12 protein-coding genes and 1 pseudogene are annotated in these 15,785 nt (G+C 71.1%); 4 read left to right on the forward strand and 9 right to left on the reverse strand.

Translation table 11 applies throughout. The features are described from left to right. From ACIQV3_RS23170 to wrbA, 6 genes are all read right to left on the reverse strand, one after another. Positions 1 to 729, reverse strand: coding sequence for a phosphatase PAP2 family protein (locus ACIQV3_RS23170; protein ID WP_403714634.1), 729 nt, complete (start codon positions 727 to 729; stop codon positions 1 to 3). A 190-nt stretch (positions 730 to 919) separates the two neighbouring features. Beyond that, positions 920 to 1,534, reverse strand: a complete 615-nt coding sequence (gene def, locus ACIQV3_RS23175) for a peptide deformylase (protein WP_403714636.1) — start codon at positions 1,532 to 1,534, stop codon at positions 920 to 922. A gap of 164 nt (positions 1,535 to 1,698) precedes the next feature. After that, positions 1,699 to 2,541, reverse strand: a complete 843-nt coding sequence (locus ACIQV3_RS23180; RefSeq protein ID WP_403714638.1) for an alpha/beta fold hydrolase — start codon at positions 2,539 to 2,541, stop codon at positions 1,699 to 1,701. A 184-nt stretch (positions 2,542 to 2,725) separates the two neighbouring features. Beyond that, a complete protein-coding gene (locus tag ACIQV3_RS23185; protein ID WP_403714640.1) occupies positions 2,726 to 3,838 on the reverse strand; it encodes an NAD(P)-dependent alcohol dehydrogenase in 1,113 nt (370 codons plus the stop codon). Positions 3,839 to 3,869: 31 nt separating this feature from the next. Beyond that, positions 3,870 to 5,387, reverse strand: a complete 1,518-nt coding sequence (locus ACIQV3_RS23190) for a GMC family oxidoreductase (RefSeq protein WP_403714951.1) — start codon at positions 5,385 to 5,387, stop codon at positions 3,870 to 3,872. A 33-nt stretch (positions 5,388 to 5,420) separates the two neighbouring features. Then, positions 5,421 to 6,041: an NAD(P)H:quinone oxidoreductase gene (gene wrbA, locus ACIQV3_RS23195; RefSeq protein ID WP_403714642.1), complete on the reverse strand. Its 621-nt coding sequence runs from the start codon at positions 6,039 to 6,041 to the stop codon at positions 5,421 to 5,423. Positions 6,042 to 6,392: 351 nt separating this feature from the next. Here wrbA and ACIQV3_RS23200 point away from each other — a divergent pair, with 351 nt between their 5' ends. The 3 genes and pseudogenes from ACIQV3_RS23200 (at position 6,393) to ACIQV3_RS23210 (ending at position 11,006) form a co-directional block, all read left to right on the forward strand. Next, on the forward strand, positions 6,393 to 9,797 hold the full coding sequence (locus ACIQV3_RS23200) for a BTAD domain-containing putative transcriptional regulator (protein ID WP_403714644.1): 3,405 nt from the start codon (positions 6,393 to 6,395) through the stop codon (positions 9,795 to 9,797). A 155-nt stretch (positions 9,798 to 9,952) separates the two neighbouring features. Then, a pseudogene (locus ACIQV3_RS23205) lies at positions 9,953 to 10,099 on the forward strand (dihydropyrimidinase); the annotation flags it as partial. Between the two features lie 160 nt (positions 10,100 to 10,259). Further along, a complete protein-coding gene (locus tag ACIQV3_RS23210) occupies positions 10,260 to 11,006 on the forward strand; it encodes a TIGR03842 family LLM class F420-dependent oxidoreductase (protein WP_403714647.1) in 747 nt (248 codons plus the stop codon). Between the two features lie 44 nt (positions 11,007 to 11,050). On the opposite strand, the gene ACIQV3_RS23215 is transcribed toward ACIQV3_RS23210, so the two are convergent. Then, positions 11,051 to 11,572 carry an SMI1/KNR4 family protein gene (locus ACIQV3_RS23215; RefSeq protein ID WP_403714649.1) on the reverse strand — a complete coding sequence of 174 codons (522 nt, stop codon included), beginning with the start codon at positions 11,570 to 11,572 and terminating at the stop codon, positions 11,051 to 11,053. 224 nt (positions 11,573 to 11,796) lie between these two features. Between ACIQV3_RS23215 and ACIQV3_RS23220 the strand changes: the two genes are divergently transcribed. Next, positions 11,797 to 12,129, forward strand: coding sequence for a hypothetical protein (locus ACIQV3_RS23220; RefSeq protein ID WP_403714651.1), 333 nt, complete (start codon positions 11,797 to 11,799; stop codon positions 12,127 to 12,129). A 31-nt stretch (positions 12,130 to 12,160) separates the two neighbouring features. On the opposite strand, the gene ACIQV3_RS23225 is transcribed toward ACIQV3_RS23220, so the two are convergent. Next, positions 12,161 to 13,114, reverse strand: coding sequence for a hypothetical protein (locus ACIQV3_RS23225; RefSeq protein ID WP_403714653.1), 954 nt, complete (start codon positions 13,112 to 13,114; stop codon positions 12,161 to 12,163). Between the two features lie 137 nt (positions 13,115 to 13,251). Next, positions 13,252 to 15,708 (reverse strand): glycoside hydrolase family 3 C-terminal domain-containing protein, encoded by a 2,457-nt coding sequence (locus tag ACIQV3_RS23230; protein ID WP_403714953.1) that lies wholly within the window; start codon positions 15,706 to 15,708, stop codon positions 13,252 to 13,254. Positions 15,709 to 15,785 lie beyond the last annotated feature (77 nt).

Consider the following 15,785-nt stretch of genomic DNA (forward strand, 5'->3'; position numbering starts at 1 on the left):
TCAGCGCCGCCTCGCGCGCGCTACAGGGGCCGTGGACGGGGCGGCGAAGACGGTCGCCCAGACGAGGACTGCGCAGGCAAAGGCGGCGGCGGCGAACACCAGTGGGCGTCCCAGGGCGTCGTCGCGGGAGCCGGCCAGCAGCGCACCGGCCGCGGCGACGGCCAGCGGGACCAGAGCGCGCGGCCGCGAGGCTTCCGGCACGCTCGCGGGATTCAGGAGACGGACCGCGATGCCGTAGCAGGCACAAGCGAGGAGCGTCGCGCCGAGCACGTCGCTGGGCCGGTGCCAGTAGAGCGACTGAACACCACCCGCGATGACCGCGGTCCACAGGGCGCCGACGGCGGCGACGTACGGGCGGGAGCGTGCGGAGGAGACGAGGGCGCAACCGAGTGACAGTGCCGCGACGATGGCGACGTGACCGCTGGGAAAGCTCGGCGCGAGCAGCGGTTGCGGTGCGGAGACGAGATCGGGGCGGATGAGGACGACCTTGCTCAGGAACTCCGTGACGGCGAGCGCGACCAGCACCGTGGTGAGAGCCGCGCATCCCTCCCGTGGGCGTCGGTGCACCGCGGCGACCACGGCGATCAGCGCCGTGCCCGCGATCAGGGTCGCCCATTCCCCCGTGAGGGGAGGCGGGCCCCAGGACCAGGCCAGCGCGGAGATCCGGGCACCGTCGGCGTAGCCGCGCACGAGTGAGTTCTCCGCTGCCTGACCGATGGGTGTCCACACGGCGGTGAGATGGATGACGGCGAACGCGATGAGGAACGTGCCCGGAGAGGCGCGGTGCAGCCCACGCAGCTCAACCCTCCGTCGGAGAGGGGCGGTAGCAGGTGGTTCGACGGGGGCCGGGCTGTCGGCCACGGCGTCCGGTGTAGTGTGGCGGGCTGGTTGCGGCACGGCGGTTTCCGTTTCCTCGGGTTCACGAAGGGGTCAGCGAGCGGGCCCGCTCGGCGCGCTCGGCCAGGACGCCGGCCCGGTTGTCGCGCATCTGCGACAGGGACCGCTCCCTCTCCTCGGGCGCGAGCCGGTCGAGGTACAGGACGCCGTCGGTGTGGTCGGTTTCGTGCTGGAGACAGCGGGCGAAGAGGCCGGTGCCGGACACGGTGACGGGCTTCCCCCGCCAGTCCTGGCCGTGCACGGTGACGCTCGCCGGACGGGTCAGCTCCCGGGCGGCGCCGGGGACGGACAGGCACCCTTCGCGGCGGGTGATCCGGTCTTCTCCGGTGACGTGGAGCTCGGGATTGAGGATGTGCCCGATGTGGCGCTCGCCGCGCCCGCCGGGGCAGTCGTAGACGAACAGCCTCAGGTCCAGGCCGATTTGGTTCGCGGCCAGTCCGACGCCGTGGGCCACGTGCATCGTGAAGAACATGTCCTTGAGGAGCTGGGCCAGTTCCTTGGTACCGAAGTCGGTGACGTCGGCGCAGCGCTGGTGGAGTACAGGGCTGCCGAACTCGGTGATCTCGCGGCAGAACCCGCCTGAAGCCTCTGACGGCAACGTACGCTCGACGGCGCTGTGAGGTGGTGTCTGGGGCATGGGAGCGAGGCCTTCCATACGGTCGGTGGTCGTCGGATTTCCCGGACGGGCTTTCACCTGGGCGCGCGAGCGCCCCTCGCCCGGCGTCCGCCAGGTGAGGGGGACGCCGGGCGAGGGGCGGGGAGCCGGGGCGGGTCTGTCGTTCAGCGGCCGGGGCCGCCGATTCAGCGGGTGCCCTGGTCCGCCTGCTTGATGATGCGGCTCACGGCGTCGGGGTTGCTGACCATGACGGCGTGGGAACCCCGGACCTCGGTGATCCGGGCACCGGCCCGCTTGGCCATGAAGCGTTCCAGGCTCGCGCCGATGGCCTGGTCCTGAGTGGCGACCAGGGCCCAAGAGGGCAGGTTCTTCCACGCGGCCTGCTTGGTGGGCTGGCCGAAGGCCTCCACGGAGATGGGACGCTGGGAGGCGGCCATGAGGGCGGCCTCCTCGGCGGGTACGTCGGCGGCGAAGGCCGACCGGAATTTCGCCGGGTCGAGGAAGACGTCGGTCCCGGTGGTCGAGTCGGGACGGGTGTAGGAGAAGGTCTGCCTCGGCAGGGGCGGGATGGTGGAGTCCGGGTGCTGCTCCATCAGCGCGCCGAGTGCCTCGTCCTTGTCGGGGATGAAGGCGGCGATGTAGACAAGTGCCCTGACGTCGGGCACGCCCGCGGCGGCGTTGGTGATGACGGCGCCGCCGTAGGAGTGGCCGACCACGATCTTGGGGCCCTTGACCGCCTTGAGCTGGCTCGCGATGTAGGCGGCGTCGTAGTCGAGGCCGCGCAGTGGGTTCGCGAGAGCCACCACCGGGTACCCGGCGCAGCGCAGGCGGGTGACGGTGGCGTTCCAGCCAGAGGCGTCGGCGAAGGCGCCGTGGACGAGAACGACGGTCGGCTTGGCGCCGGCCTGCGCCGCGGGGCCCTGCTGGGGTGCCGCCGCCGCGGAGGGGGCGAGTACGCCCAGGGTGGCTGCCGCGGCGAGTGCTGTGGCGCGGAGGGCGGCGGGGCGGGGGATTTTCGGGTGCGTCATGGAACTGCTCCGTAAGAAGTGGCGCGTTGAGGTGGAGACGTACGGGTGCACATGGGCGCACCCGAGGGGCCGCCAGTGGGCGGGCCAAGGGCCTTGGTTCCACCGCTGGCGGCTTGCGGGTCCCGAGCACGCAGGGTGCGGGAGAACCACTCGGTGGGGGAGTCCGCGCGGAGGCGGACGCCGTTCACGCGTCGTGGGTGAGGACGGCCTTCACGGTGCGGCCCGCCCTGACGTCCGCGACGGCGCGGTTGATGTCGGCCAACGGGTACGTGGTGACCAGACGGTCCAGGGGGAAGCGGCCCTGGTGGTGGAGGTCCAGCAGGCGTGGGATCAGGACGCCGGGGGCCTGGTGGCCCATGACGGATCCGGTGACGCTGCGGCCCTTGAGCAGTTCGAAGGCGTTGGCCTTGAGCTCCGCATCGAGCCCCGCGACGCCGAGAACGGCTGCCGATCCGAGCGGGGCGAGGACGCCTATGGCCGTGTTCATCACGGGAACGGCGCCGGTGGACTCGACGCTGTGGTCCACCCCGCGTCCCCCGGTCAGCTCCATGACGGCCCGCGCCGTGTCGACGGCCGAGGCGTCGACCACATCGGTGGCGCCCAGTTCCCCGGCGAGACCGAGGCGTCCGGGCACGCGGTCGACCGCGATGATCCGGGTCGCACCGGAGGCGGCGGCGGCCATGACGGCCGCCAGACCCACGGCGCCGAGGCCGAAGACCGCCACGGTGCTGCCCGCCCGTACCGCGAGGGAGTTGAGCACGGCGCCGGCGCCGGTGATGATGCCGCAGCCGAGGGGCGCCAGCGTGGTCGGCGGCAGATCGTCAGGGACCTTGACCAGGCCACGAGGATGCGCGAGGCCGTGTGAGGCGAAGGAGGACTGGCCGAAGAAGTGGTCGTGGACCCCCTTCCCGGCCGTGTCCCGCAGACCGACCGAGCCGTCCGTCCGGCTGGAGGCGAAGTTGAGCGGGATGTGCTGCTCGCAGTACGCGGGCTGCCCGGCCAGGCAGCTACGGCAGGCGCCGCACGAATCCAGGCTGAGGACGACGCGGTCGCCCGGCGCGAATCCGGTGACCGCAGAGCCGACGGCCTCGACGGTGCCGGAGCCCTCGTGGCCGAGGACCACCGGGAGCGGGGTGGGCAGGCGTCCGGCGGCCGCCTCCAGGTCCGTGTGGCACAGTCCGACGGCCGTGTAGCGGACCAGGACCTCGTCCGGGCGTGGGTCGTCGAGTTCCAGTACTTCGATCCGGAACTCCCCGTCGGCCGCGCGAGAGACGGCGGCGGTGACTGAGGTGGGCATGTGGTGGTTTCCGTTCGTGGCGGTGGGAGGACTACGACGCGCTGCCGAGGCCGAGCAGGAGGTCGGAGGCCTTCTCGCCGATCATGATGCTCGGGGCGTTGGTGTTGCCGCTGGTCTCGTGGGGCATGACCGAGGCGTCGGCGACGCGCAGGTTGGCGATCCCGTGCACCCTCAGCTCGGGGTCGACGACGGCCATGGCATCCATGCCCATGCGCGCGGTACCGATCTGGTGGTGCCCGGAGACCACGGTGGCGCGTACGTGGTCGCGCAGCTGAGCGCGGGTGGCGGTACCCGGTCCGGGCAGGGCTTCGCCGTCGTTCCACGCCTTGAGGGCACTCTGCGCGGCGATGTCGCGCAGGGCTTCCAGGTTGTCGACCAGGGTCTCCAGGTCGCGGGGGTCGGAGAACGCCTTCGGGTCCAGGACCAGCGGCGCGGTCGGGTCGGTGGAGCGCAATCGCACTTCGCCGCGGCTGAAGGGGTGCAGCAACTGGCCCACCGCGGAGAAGCCGTGCTCCGGCAGGTCCGCGCCCGGGACGGGGTAGACGAACGACAGGAAGAGGGGCTGGACGTCCGGGGCGACCAGACCGGGCCGGCTGGTGGCGAAGTACTGAGCCTCCAGACCCTGCGCGGCCCAAGCGGGGAGCGGCCGTGCGGACTTCCAGACCAGCGGGGCCGACCAGTGGTCCTGCAGGTTCTGTCCGACCCCCGGCAGGTCGGCGCGGACGCGCAGGCCGTGCGAGCGCAGGTGGTCGGCAGGGCCGATCCCCGACAGGAGCAGCAGCTGAGGGGTGCCGAAGACACCGCCGGACAGCACGATGTCCGCTCCGCTGCGGGCCACTGTCTCCTGCCCGTCCAACTGGTAGGCGACGCCGACCGCACGCTCGCCCTCCAGGACGATCCGGGTGACCAGAGCGCCGGTGACGACGGTGAGCAGCGGGTTGTCCTGGACTTCCCGCCCGTACGCGACCCAGGTCGACTGCCTGCGGCGGTCCTTGATGGTGTGCTGCGTGTAGCTCACGCCCAGCTGGTCGCCGCTGTTGTAGTCCTCGTTGTACGGCAGGCCGTACTCCTGTCCGGCCTCCACCCACGCCCGGACCAGGTCGTCCGGGCCCGGGTTGCGCTGGACGTGCAGCGGGCCACCGACGCCGCGCCCGCCCGTGGCGCCACCGTCGAAGTCCTCCATCCGCCGGAAGTAGGGTTCGACGTCCTTCCAGGCCCAGCCCGCCGCGCCCTGGTAGGCCCACGCGTCGTAGTCGGCCGCGGCCCCGCGCACGTAGATCATGCCGTTGAAGGAACTCGAACCGCCCAACGTCCTGCCGCGCGGCCACGGCAGTCGCCGACCGTCGGCGTGCGTCTGCGGCTCGGTCTGGAAGGCCCAGTCCCAGGCACTGTTCCACAGCCGGACGGAGCCCGTCGGGTCGTGGATCGCCTCGGTGTCGTCCACCGGCCCGGCCTCCAGGAGCAGGACGCTGCGACCGGCGTCCACCAGCCGCCGGGCGATCACCGCCCCCGCGGAGCCGGCGCCGACGACTATGTGGTCGTAACTCATCTTTTCCACAGGTTCACTCCGAAGAATTGCCGGTCAGGAAGCGGCGAGGCCGATTTTCAGGGCGGACGCGATTTCGACCGCGCGACGGGTCTGGAATGAGATGGCGGAGAGCTGGGTTTCGCCGGGCGGAATTTTTCCGTTGTCCGAAATGTGGCTGGTCCCGTACGGGTTTCCGGATATGTGCTGCACGGGGTCGGCGTAGCCGGGCGCGACGATGATCGACCCCCAGTGGTAGAACGTGTTGTTCATTGCCAGGATCGTGGTCTCCTGGCCGCCGTGTGCCGAACCGGTCGACGTGAACGACGAGGTGACCTTGTTGACCAGGCCGCCGCGGGCCCACAGTCCACCCGCGGTGTCGATGAACTGCTTCAACTGGGCGGCCGGGAGGCCGAAGCGGGTCGGGCTTCCCAGGAGGATCACATCGGCCCAGTCCAGGTCGTCGACGGCGGCCTCGATGACGTGCCCGGTCTCGGCGTGGTGCGCCGACCACTGGCTGTTGGACGCGATCGCCTGCTGCGGAGCCAATTCCCGCACCTTGCGCAATCGGACGCGCGCACCGAGCTGTTCCGCGGTATCGGCGGCGGCCGCCGCGAGCTTGTGAATGCTGCCGGTGGCCGAGTAATAGATGACCGCGACATTGATGTCAAGACTCATTTAATTCCTACATGAATAACGGATGGGCGTGAGCGGGATTGATGTGCGGGGGAATGCGGAGAGGTCGGGCAGGAATAAGCCGCACGGTGCGGTCGTTCCGGATGCTGACGTCGGCCGGGACCGGGTGGAGAGGTGTGCGCCCTGCCGCCGGTGCTGGTGATCAGCGCCGCTGTGGGTGCTGCGTACGTCACCGCTCCTTGTCGCAGCGGAAGGGAGCCGCACTCCGCTTGTGTTGACCACTTTGGTCGGCTCGTACAACGAACGTGCAACAGGGGGTAAATGCTCATGACATACCATGCCGGGGCAGACATGTCCGGTTCTGCGTCACGGGACAACACGGGGATAAACGGGATGTCTGCTGGCAATTCGCATCATGTGGTGCAGTTCGCGCTGCTCAACGGCGTGACGGCAACCCGTGGCGAGCACGCCATAGCGCTCGGCCCTCCCCAGCGACGGGCTCTGCTGTGCGCTCTGGCCCTCCGTCGCCGCCAGTGGGTGTCCATGAACACCCTGGTCGACGCGTTGTACGAGGAGGACGCCCCGGCCGGCGCGACCAAGGTGATCCAGACCCACGTATCCGCGCTGCGGGGCGTGCTGGAACCTCCCCGTCCCGCCGGAGCCCCACCCGTCTTCCTGCTGTACGGCCATGGCGGCTACCAGCTCCGCATCGCCGACGAACAGCTCGACCTCGCCGTGTTCGACCGTCTGGTCGGTGACGCGGAACGGGCCCGGGCCCGTCAGCAGTGGCAGGCCGCCGACGCGTCCTACACGCGAGCCCTCGCGCTGTTCTCCAGTGAGCCCCTGGCCGGGGTTCCGGGCCCCTACGCCGAACACCAGCGCACCGCCCTGCTCGCACGCCGACTGGTGGTGGTCGAGGACGCACTCGAGGCCGCGGTCATGGGTGGACGCGCCGGGCAGGTGATCGACCAGCTCAGGACGTTCACCGCCGAACATCCCCTGCGGGAGCGCTTGCACGCGTTGCTGATGCAGGCGCTCCATGCCGGTGGTCGGCCATCCGAAGCGCTCCAGGCGTACACCCGGGCCAGGGAAATCCTGGTGGACGAGCTGGGTGTGGAACCCGGCAGCGAACTCCGCGCCTTGCACGCCCGTGTACTCGCCGGTGAGCCCCCGTCGACCCCGCTCGGCCCGCTACCGGCCGCCCTGGCTCCCGCCGCCGAGCTGCCCGTCCCCGTCGCATCCGCTCCGGGGCACGTCGTCGGCTTCCCGATGGTGGGCAGGGAAAGGGAACTCCACCAGATCACCGGACTTGCCGGAGAGCTGTCGTCCGGGCAGGGCGGACTCGTGGTTATCTCGGGAGGTCCTGGCATGGGCAAGTCGCTGCTGCTGCGCGAGGTGGGCCGTCAACTGCCCTCCAGCCGAAGGCTGCCGCTGACAGGCGGAGTCGAACCTGCCCTCGTCAGCGGTCTGCGCGAGGCACTGGGGTCCTTCTCGCAGCCCGCCCCGGCGTCCGAGGCCGACGCCCGCACCCTGGCCGACTGGGCCTGCCGCGAGCTGGCCGACGCCGGCCGCCCGCTCGTCCTGCTCGCCGACGACGCGGGCGACGCCGACGACGGCTCCCGGCAGGCGCTGGTGATCCTGGCCCAGCGCCTGCGACACCAGCCGGTCCTGTGGGTACAGGTCGCGCCCGGAACCCATCACGATGCTTCCACGGCCGAATGGCACGCCGAGCTGGAAGCCCGCTCCGCACTTGCCGTCTCACTGGGACCGCTCGACGTGCCGGCGATCGTCGCACTCGCCGGGCGGGTTCTGGCCGCGCCGGATTCCGTACCGCTGGCCACCGTTGTCCATCAGGTCACTGGTGGCGTTCCGGTGCTGGTGCACGCCCTGCTCGCAGACCTCAAGGGGCTCCACCACCAGGACGGCCTGCCCGGGGACCTCATACCCGACCACTTCACGCGCGCGCTGTCCTGTCTGCTGCACCGCCAAGATCCGGTGGACGCGCGACTCGTCAGGGCGCTGGCCGTCCTCGCCGAGCACGCCCCGTCGGCCGTTCTGCTGGCGGCGGTCTGCGCGCAGCCGGTCGAGGAGACGCGCCGACGCTGTGCCGATCTGACCCGTCGCGGCATCCTGGCCTCGGCGGAGCCTCCACGGCTGCGACACCCGCTCATCGCTTCGGCGCTCTTCAACGGCTGTTCGTCCGTGGAGAAGACCTCCATCAGGGTCGCGGCGGCGGAGTGTGCCCAGATGGCGCTGCGGCCGGTCCGCGAAGTAGCCGATCACCTGGGCGAACTGGCCGGGGCGCAATGGGCGCGCTGGGCGACCGTCCTCATCGACGCGGCGAACGAATGCCTGCGCGAAGGAGCCGCCGCACCGGCGATCGGCTACCTGGAGGCCGCCTTGCGCGTCACCGAACCAGACGAACGCGCCGCCGTGCTCCTGCGCCTCGGGCAGGCCGAACTGCAGACCAACCCGAACGCGGCTTGCATCCACCTCCAAGAGGCGCTGCGGCTCCAGCGAGACCTCGGACAGGCACCGACCGCGGTGGTTCCCCTGGCCTGGGTGCTGGTGTCCCAGGGACGGACGACCGCCGCCATCTCACTCATGGACACGGTGGTCGCCGAGACCGAAGCCGTCGATCCGGGCGCCGCGCGAGCCGTCCGCGCGGCCGGGTGGATGATCTTCTCCCTTACGCCGGGCACGTGGCACACGCTGATCCGAAAGGTCGCCGCGACCCCGCCCACGTGCGCGGCCGACGAGGTGGTGGCCAAGGCTCTGGTGCTCTACGACGACGCGATCAGGTTGCGCTACAGCGCGAAGGAGGCACTCGAACGATGCCCCACCGCCCGAAGCGTCTCCGACTCCGCGCAGCTGCCCCGTCAACTGGTCGGTATGCGGGCCGCCCTGGCGGTGTGGTGCGATGACTACACCCTGGTGGAGCACTTGTGTGACCAGCCGAACGACCACGACTTCGCCGCCGTCGATCTCAGCAGGGTGATGAACCGGGCGGAAGTCGCCCTGCGCCGGGGCGACTACCGACTGGCCCTGGCCGAGTGCCGACTGCTGACGTCGGTACCACTCGACCAGAACGTACGGCGTCCCGCCGCGATGGTGGGCCTCTACGCGCACGCCCTGATCGGCCTGGGCCGCACCGACGAGGCCGAGCAGTGGCTGGACAGCACGCACCAGCACGCGGAGCCGGAGACCTGGCCGTGGATCACCGTGCTGTACGTACGCGGCCTGCTGCGTTCCGCGCAGGGGAACGCGCAACAAGCGGCCGCGCACTTCCTGGACTGCGGCCGTCGGTTGGCCGCCTGGAACATCGAAACCCCGGGCTTCCAGCCGTGGCGCAGCTCGGCTGCGCTGGAGCTGGCCGCGCTCGGCCAGCAGGACGGGGCCCGGGCGCTGGCCGAGGAGGCATTGGACGTAGCCACGCGATGGGGAGCGCCACGGCCTCTGGGCATGGCCTGGCGGGCGATGGCGGCATGCCTTCCCGCCCGGCAGCGGGTGGCTCCCCTGGAAAGAGCCGTGGTCCTCCTTGAGGAGGGCGAAGCCAGGACCGAGCTGGCGGCGGCGTTGACCGACTTGGCGGTGGCCTACTCCGCGGCCGGTGATCCCCGGCATGCCCAGACCCTCTTCCAGCGGGCGCGCGACCTGGCCGAGGAGTCGGAGGCCGTACTGCTCGTCCGGCGCATCGACGACTGCGTACGCCGTGAGTCTGCCGACCGCGAAGAGGCGGAGGCTCGGGAGCGGAGCGACCGTGAGGATGCGGCTGGCCTGGGACCTGCCAGGATCTGACCATCCTGAGCGCTGCCTCCAGTACGAACTCGTAGCTGAGCCTTCTGACGAAGGGGGACCTGGAGAGCGTCCCGCCGCCGAGCGGCGGTCATCGCGCCCGCCCCTGCTCTGCCGTCTCGTAACACCCAACTGCACGGCTTTTTAGGGTTCTCCATTCAGTCAAGCTGTTCATGGCCTACCCGGGGGTCTTCTACAGCGACGACGGCCAGATCCTGCGCGCGATGCAGCGGGCCTCGGGCAACGGCGGGCTGATCATGATGCACGCCGAGAACTGCATCGCGATCGATGTCCTGGTCGACAGGCCCTGGCGCCGATCACCGGACGCGTCGACACGGTCCTCTCGCGCGGCGAACTCGTCATCGATCGGTGGGAGTTCACCGGCCGCGCCGGTCACGGTTCCTTCATCCCCCGCTCCACCTGCCAGTACCTGTAAGCACCGCACGCAGCAAGGAGCAGCCAGCCATGGACTTCGGCCTCGTCCTGCAAACCGATCCGCCCGCCTCCCAGGTCGTCAGCCTCATGAAGCGCGGCGAGCGCAACGGATTCCGCTACGGCTGGACCTTCGACTCCGCAGTGCTCTGGCAGGAGCCGTTCGTCATCTACAGCCAGATCCTGGCCAACACCCAGCGGATGCACGGAAAGTTGCCGGTGTGGATGGCTGCCTACGGCCCGAAGGCGCTGGCCCTGGCCGGGCAGAAGGCGGACGGGTCCATCCTCCAGCTCGCCGACCTCTACCTCACCGAGTGGATGATCAAGGCGGTCCGCCAGGCCGCCGTGGAGGCCGGCCGCGACCCCGGCTCGATCACCATCTGCGTGGCGGCCCCGGCGTACGTGGGGGACGACCTGGCGCACGCCCGGGACCAGTGCCGCTGGTTCGGCGGGATGGTCGGCAACCACGTCGCCGACCTGGTCTCCCGCTACGGCGAGCACTCCTCGATGGTCCCGGACGAGCTGACCGAGTACGTCAAGTCCCGCCAGGGCTACGACTACAGCCACCACGGCCGCAGCGGCAACCCCTCCGCCGACTTCGTCCCGGACGAGATCGTCGACCGCTTCTGCCTGCTCGGCCCGGCCGAGGCCCACATCGAGAAGCTCCGCGACCTGCGCGACCTGGGCGTGGACCAGTTCGCGCTCTACAACATGCACGATGCCCGGGAGGCCGTCATCGACGCCTACGGACAGCAGGTCATCCCGGCGCTCGACGGCTGACCGGCACTCGCCGGCCGTAGGCCCCGGTCCGGAGCGATTCACGATCAGGGCAGGAACTCCCAGAACGGCCGGTCAGGTGCGAGGTTGCGAGAACACAGCGTCACGTCTCTGCCCCCGAGATAAGCCAGCAGCCACTCGCTGAACGTCATCTCGTAGAGAGTCCACGACGGACTGTCCATCTCTTGCACCAGGACGCGCCACGGCGACGATGTTTCATCAGGAACACGAAGGAAGATCATTTCCCCCGTCGTGGCCGTCGCCACCGGCATCAGCTCGCCGGGGTTCGCCCCCACCGGACCGGGCAGGAACTCGGCCATGTCCTCCTCGCTCCAGAACTCGAGATCCAGCCTGATGCTCCTTCCCAGGTTGTGCAGAAGATGGCCGGCGGGGTGCTTCAGATACAGCTGCCCGTTGATCGAGACCGAACCGTAGGCGTCCACGATCTCGCGGAAGTCCGCAGGGAACTCGATGCCGAGTTCCCGCTCCAGTTCGATCCATGGTGCCGGTTCGGGCCAGGTGAACTTCGGTTCACCCAGCAGGGCTTGTATCTCTGAAAGCGCCGCCACCAGTAGGTCCCCTTCTTGGAACGTCATTCCGCTGCCGGGGGCGGATCGCGGTGCCCGTCCCCCCGATCGCCTGAGCGTATCGGGCGCGTGTGGGGCCGGCCCGGTGCTGGGAAACAGCGGGCCGAGGCGCGGCCGGCGTGCGCCAGGGGAGGTTTGAAACCGCGGATTGTGTCAAGGGTGACCTGCATGGCCGTTTCGGCACACGAAACAGAGGCGGAACCACGATGACCGAGGACCCGGCGAACGAGCCGCACACCCCCTCCGACGCGGAGCGTGCGGCTCGCGCCGACGTACGGGAGCGGGCCACCGGCCTTGCCCACCACGACGCCGAGTCGGCGCTCGAAGCCGCGGAGGCGGCCGCCGCCGAGGGGGCCGGGGGTGATCTGGAGCTCGCCGACGCCGCCACCCGCGCCGCCGTCGCGGAATGGCGGCGCATCACGGAGCTGCTCTTCGACCACGGCGGCCCGTACTCGCCCGGTACGGACGCGTTCGTCCAGGGCCAGCTGGCGGCGCGCGAGGCCCACGCCGACTCCGGGCAGGACCCGGTCGGGTCGTGAGGGTGCGAAGGTCCCCGGTCCGCAACCCCCGTCAGAACAGGGAGTTGTTGCCGTGCAGCCGACGTCGCAGGAAGGTGGCGAAGGTCTGCTCCTCGAGGTGCGTCAGGGAGCTGCCGTCCGGTTCGATGTAGGCGATGCGCCAGTCCTGGGGGTCGCTCTTCATGGTGAGCCAGCCGATGAGCCTGCCCTCCACCTCGCCCCACTGCAGGAACTGACGCTCCTCGTCCAGCCAGATGGTCCCCGCGACGGGGAACACCCGGGCGCCCGCGATGATCCCGCCGGGGAATTCGCTCATGATCGCCAGGTAGTCCTCCGGGAGGGCGGTGGGCGACTCGTTCCGAGCCCGGTCCACCAGCTCCCTCGCGTACTGCCGGATGCCCGGGACGCCGAGGCTCCGCAGCTTGACGAGGACTTCGTCCAACGCGGCGATGTCCCGGTCCGCCAGGGCCCTGGCCGTCGCCCGCTTGGCGTCCTTGAGCCTGTGCCACGAACCTGCCCTGTATTGCGCGTCCGTCTCGAACGCGGGAGTCCCCTCGGCGCGCCCCGTCACTTCTCGTGCGATGAACTCCGATGTGGTGAAGGGGAGTTCCAGCCAGAACTGGAAATCGGAATCCGTGAGGACGGTCGTCCATTCCGCGGTGCCGGGGGCGGTGGTGTCCCAGAGCAGCACGCCGTCATCTGCGGTGCTGCCCCACGGGACCAGTCCGCCGGGCTCGGGGAAGAGGGACTGCGGAAGCTTTTGTTCGCGCGAGCGCAGGTAATACCGGATGTCCCCGAGGCGCAGCGCCGCATCCGAGGCGAACTCCGTCAGGGAACGCACGGGAAGTTCGGAGTGAGTGAGCCTTGCGGAACCCGCGATCACGCCCCGCGGCAGGGCGTTGACCAGCAGCTCGAAGTCCTCGGGCACGACCTGCCCGTATCCATCGCCCGCCGGAGGCTCGGGAGTGGGTGAGCCGAGCAGCCGGAGGACATCGAGATGGTTCATGGGTTCCTCTCCGAAGGGTGGCGGCGGTGGGGTGGATCAGCCCCTCGGGGCCCGGGCGTGTGCGGGGCTCCCGAACGGCGTTTCATGGCCCGCCGTGTTGAACGCACCCTAAGGGCCGCCACCGACAACACCGGAGGTCACCCGGCTCCCCGCACCTCCACCGCCCCGCTCCACGCGGCATCGCCGGCCGAGCGGCCGACATGGATGTCGAAGGTCCCGGGTTCCGTGCGCCAGGCACCCTCGGTCCGCGACCAGTGCCGTAGGGCCCGCGCCGGGATCTCCACGACGGCGGTGGCCGAGGTGCCGGGCTCCGCGTGGACCGCGGCGTAGCCGGCGAACCAGCGGACGGGCCGCTCGACGGTGGAGTCCGGACGGGCGAGGTACACCTGCACGACCTCGCGGCCGGGCCGGGTGCCCGTGTTGCGGACGGGGACGCGGACCGTGAACGGGGACCCTTCCGCCACATCGGCCGGGGCCCGGACCGTCCCGTACTCCCAGGTGGTGTACCCCAGGCCGTGGCCGAACCAGTAGGCGGGCTCCCGGCCGGTGAGCAGCCAGGCCCGGTGGCCGATGTGCACGCCTTCGTCGTACGCGAGCCTGCCGTCGTCCGGCTGCGCGTGGGTGACGGGTGCGTCGGTCAGCGCGGCGGCCCAGGTGGTGGGGAGGCGGCCGCCCGGCTCGGCGTCCCCGAAGAGGAGGTCGGCGAGCCCGGTTCCGGCCTCCTGTCCGGGGAACCAGGTGAGGAGAGCGGCGCCCACCTCGTCGCGCCAGGGCAGTTCGACCGGGCCGCCGCTGTTGACCACGGCGATCGTGCGCCGGTTGACGGCCGCCACGGCGCGGACCAGCGCGTCCTGGTGGCCGCCCAGGGAGAGCCCGCCCCGGTCGTGGCCCTCGGTCTCGGTGTGTTCGGTGGTGCCGACGACCACGACGACGGCGTCCGCGTCGCGGGCCGCCCGAACCGCTTCGGCGAGCGCGGCCGCCGCCTCGGGCTCCGGCGGCGCCGCCGCGACGATCGTGGCGCGCCCGGCTCCGGGGACCAGTTCGCGCCGGGCCGTCAGGAGAACGGGCCGCGTCGTGTCCAGGGCCGCCCGCACCGTGTGCAGGGGCGGGTTCACATGGACGATGGCCGGGTCGTCGGTGGTGCACGGGAACGCGCCCTCCAGAACGGTCCGTTCGCCGAGGGTGAGGCTCATGCGGCCGAAGCCGGCGATGCCGAAGGTCCATTCGCCGGTCGTCGGCGGCCGCAGGAGCGCGCTGATCTCCACGGTCCGCGCCTCGGGACCCACGGGTGGCTCCAACTGGGTCCCGGAGAACCGGTGTTCCGCGTGGAGTTCACGTCCGGCTTCGTCCAGGACGCGCAGCAGTACGCCCGGCTCTCCCGATCGCGGGTCGGCGCACCAGTCGGCGGCGAGGGGCGCCGGGGGAACGCCCAGTCCCGGACCCGGTACGTGCACGACCTCGACCAGGCCGTCCAGCCGGGCGCGGATCCCGTCGAGGGGGGTGACCACGCGCGAGGGGAAGACCCCCGCGCTGCCTCCGCCCTGCACCCGCGGGGAGGCGGCGTGCACGCCGATGACGGCGACCTTCGCCAGGGATCCCGGGTCGAGCGGGAGCACCTCGCGGTTGGTGAGCAGGACGCATCCGGCGGCCACGGTGCGGCGCAGCAGCGTCCGCGTGTCGTCCGGCCCGTACGCCGCGGTGCGCGGGCGCCGGCCCGGTTCGAGCGCCCCCACGCGTCCGGCCAGCCGCAGCAGGCGCCGCACCTTCTCGTCCACGGCCGCCTCGGGGACGTGGCCGTCCCGCACGGCCCGGACGAGGGAGGCCTCCCAGGGGCCCTGTGGTCCCGGCATCGCCAGGTCGAGCGCGGCGAGAGCCGGCTCCCGGGCCGAACGCAGGGCGCCCCAGTCGGAGACCACCACCCCGTCGAAGCCCCAGTCGCCCTTGAGGGGCTGCGCGAGCAGCGGACTGGCGGTCATGGTGGCGCCGTTCACGCCGTTGTAGCCGGCCATCACCAGCCAGACGCCCGCCTCGACGGCCGCCTCGAACGGAGCCAGGTACACCTCGTGCAGCACCCGCTCGGACACCCGTACGTCCACGTGCATCCGTCCGGTCTCGGAGTCGTTCGCCACGTAGTGCTTGGCCGTGGCCGCCACCCCCGCCCCCTGGATGCCCCGGATCAGGGCCGCTCCCGTACGGCCCGTCAGGACGGGATCCTCCGAGAAGCACTCGAAGTGCCGGCCGCCCAGCGGAGTGCGGTGCAGGTTCAGCGTGGGTGCCAGGACGACGTCCACGCCCTTGCGGACCGCCTCCGAGGCGAGCAGACCCCCCAGCCGCTCGACGAGGTCCTCGTCCCACAGCGCGCCGATCGCGGAAGCCGAGGGCAGCAGCGCGGAGGTGAGCCGCTCGTCCCAGGCCTCTCCCCGCACCCCGGCGGGGCCGTCCGAGGTCACCATCTCGCGCAGGCCGACGGCCTGTTCGCCGGCCGTGCGCCAGGTCGTGGCCCCCGACAGCAGTCGTACCTTCTGCACCAGATCGAGCTTCTCCAGCAGTCGATCGAGCGTGTCCTCGCTGATCCCCACCCCGTCCTCGCGCATCCCCACCCCGTCCTCGCGCATCCCCACCCCGTCCTCGGCCATCCCCACCCCATTCAGGTCGTCCGACCCCCCCGCTT

The organism is Streptomyces sp. NPDC099050, assembly GCF_044759865.1.
In the GTDB taxonomy this organism is placed as follows: domain Bacteria; phylum Actinomycetota; class Actinomycetes; order Streptomycetales; family Streptomycetaceae; genus Streptomyces.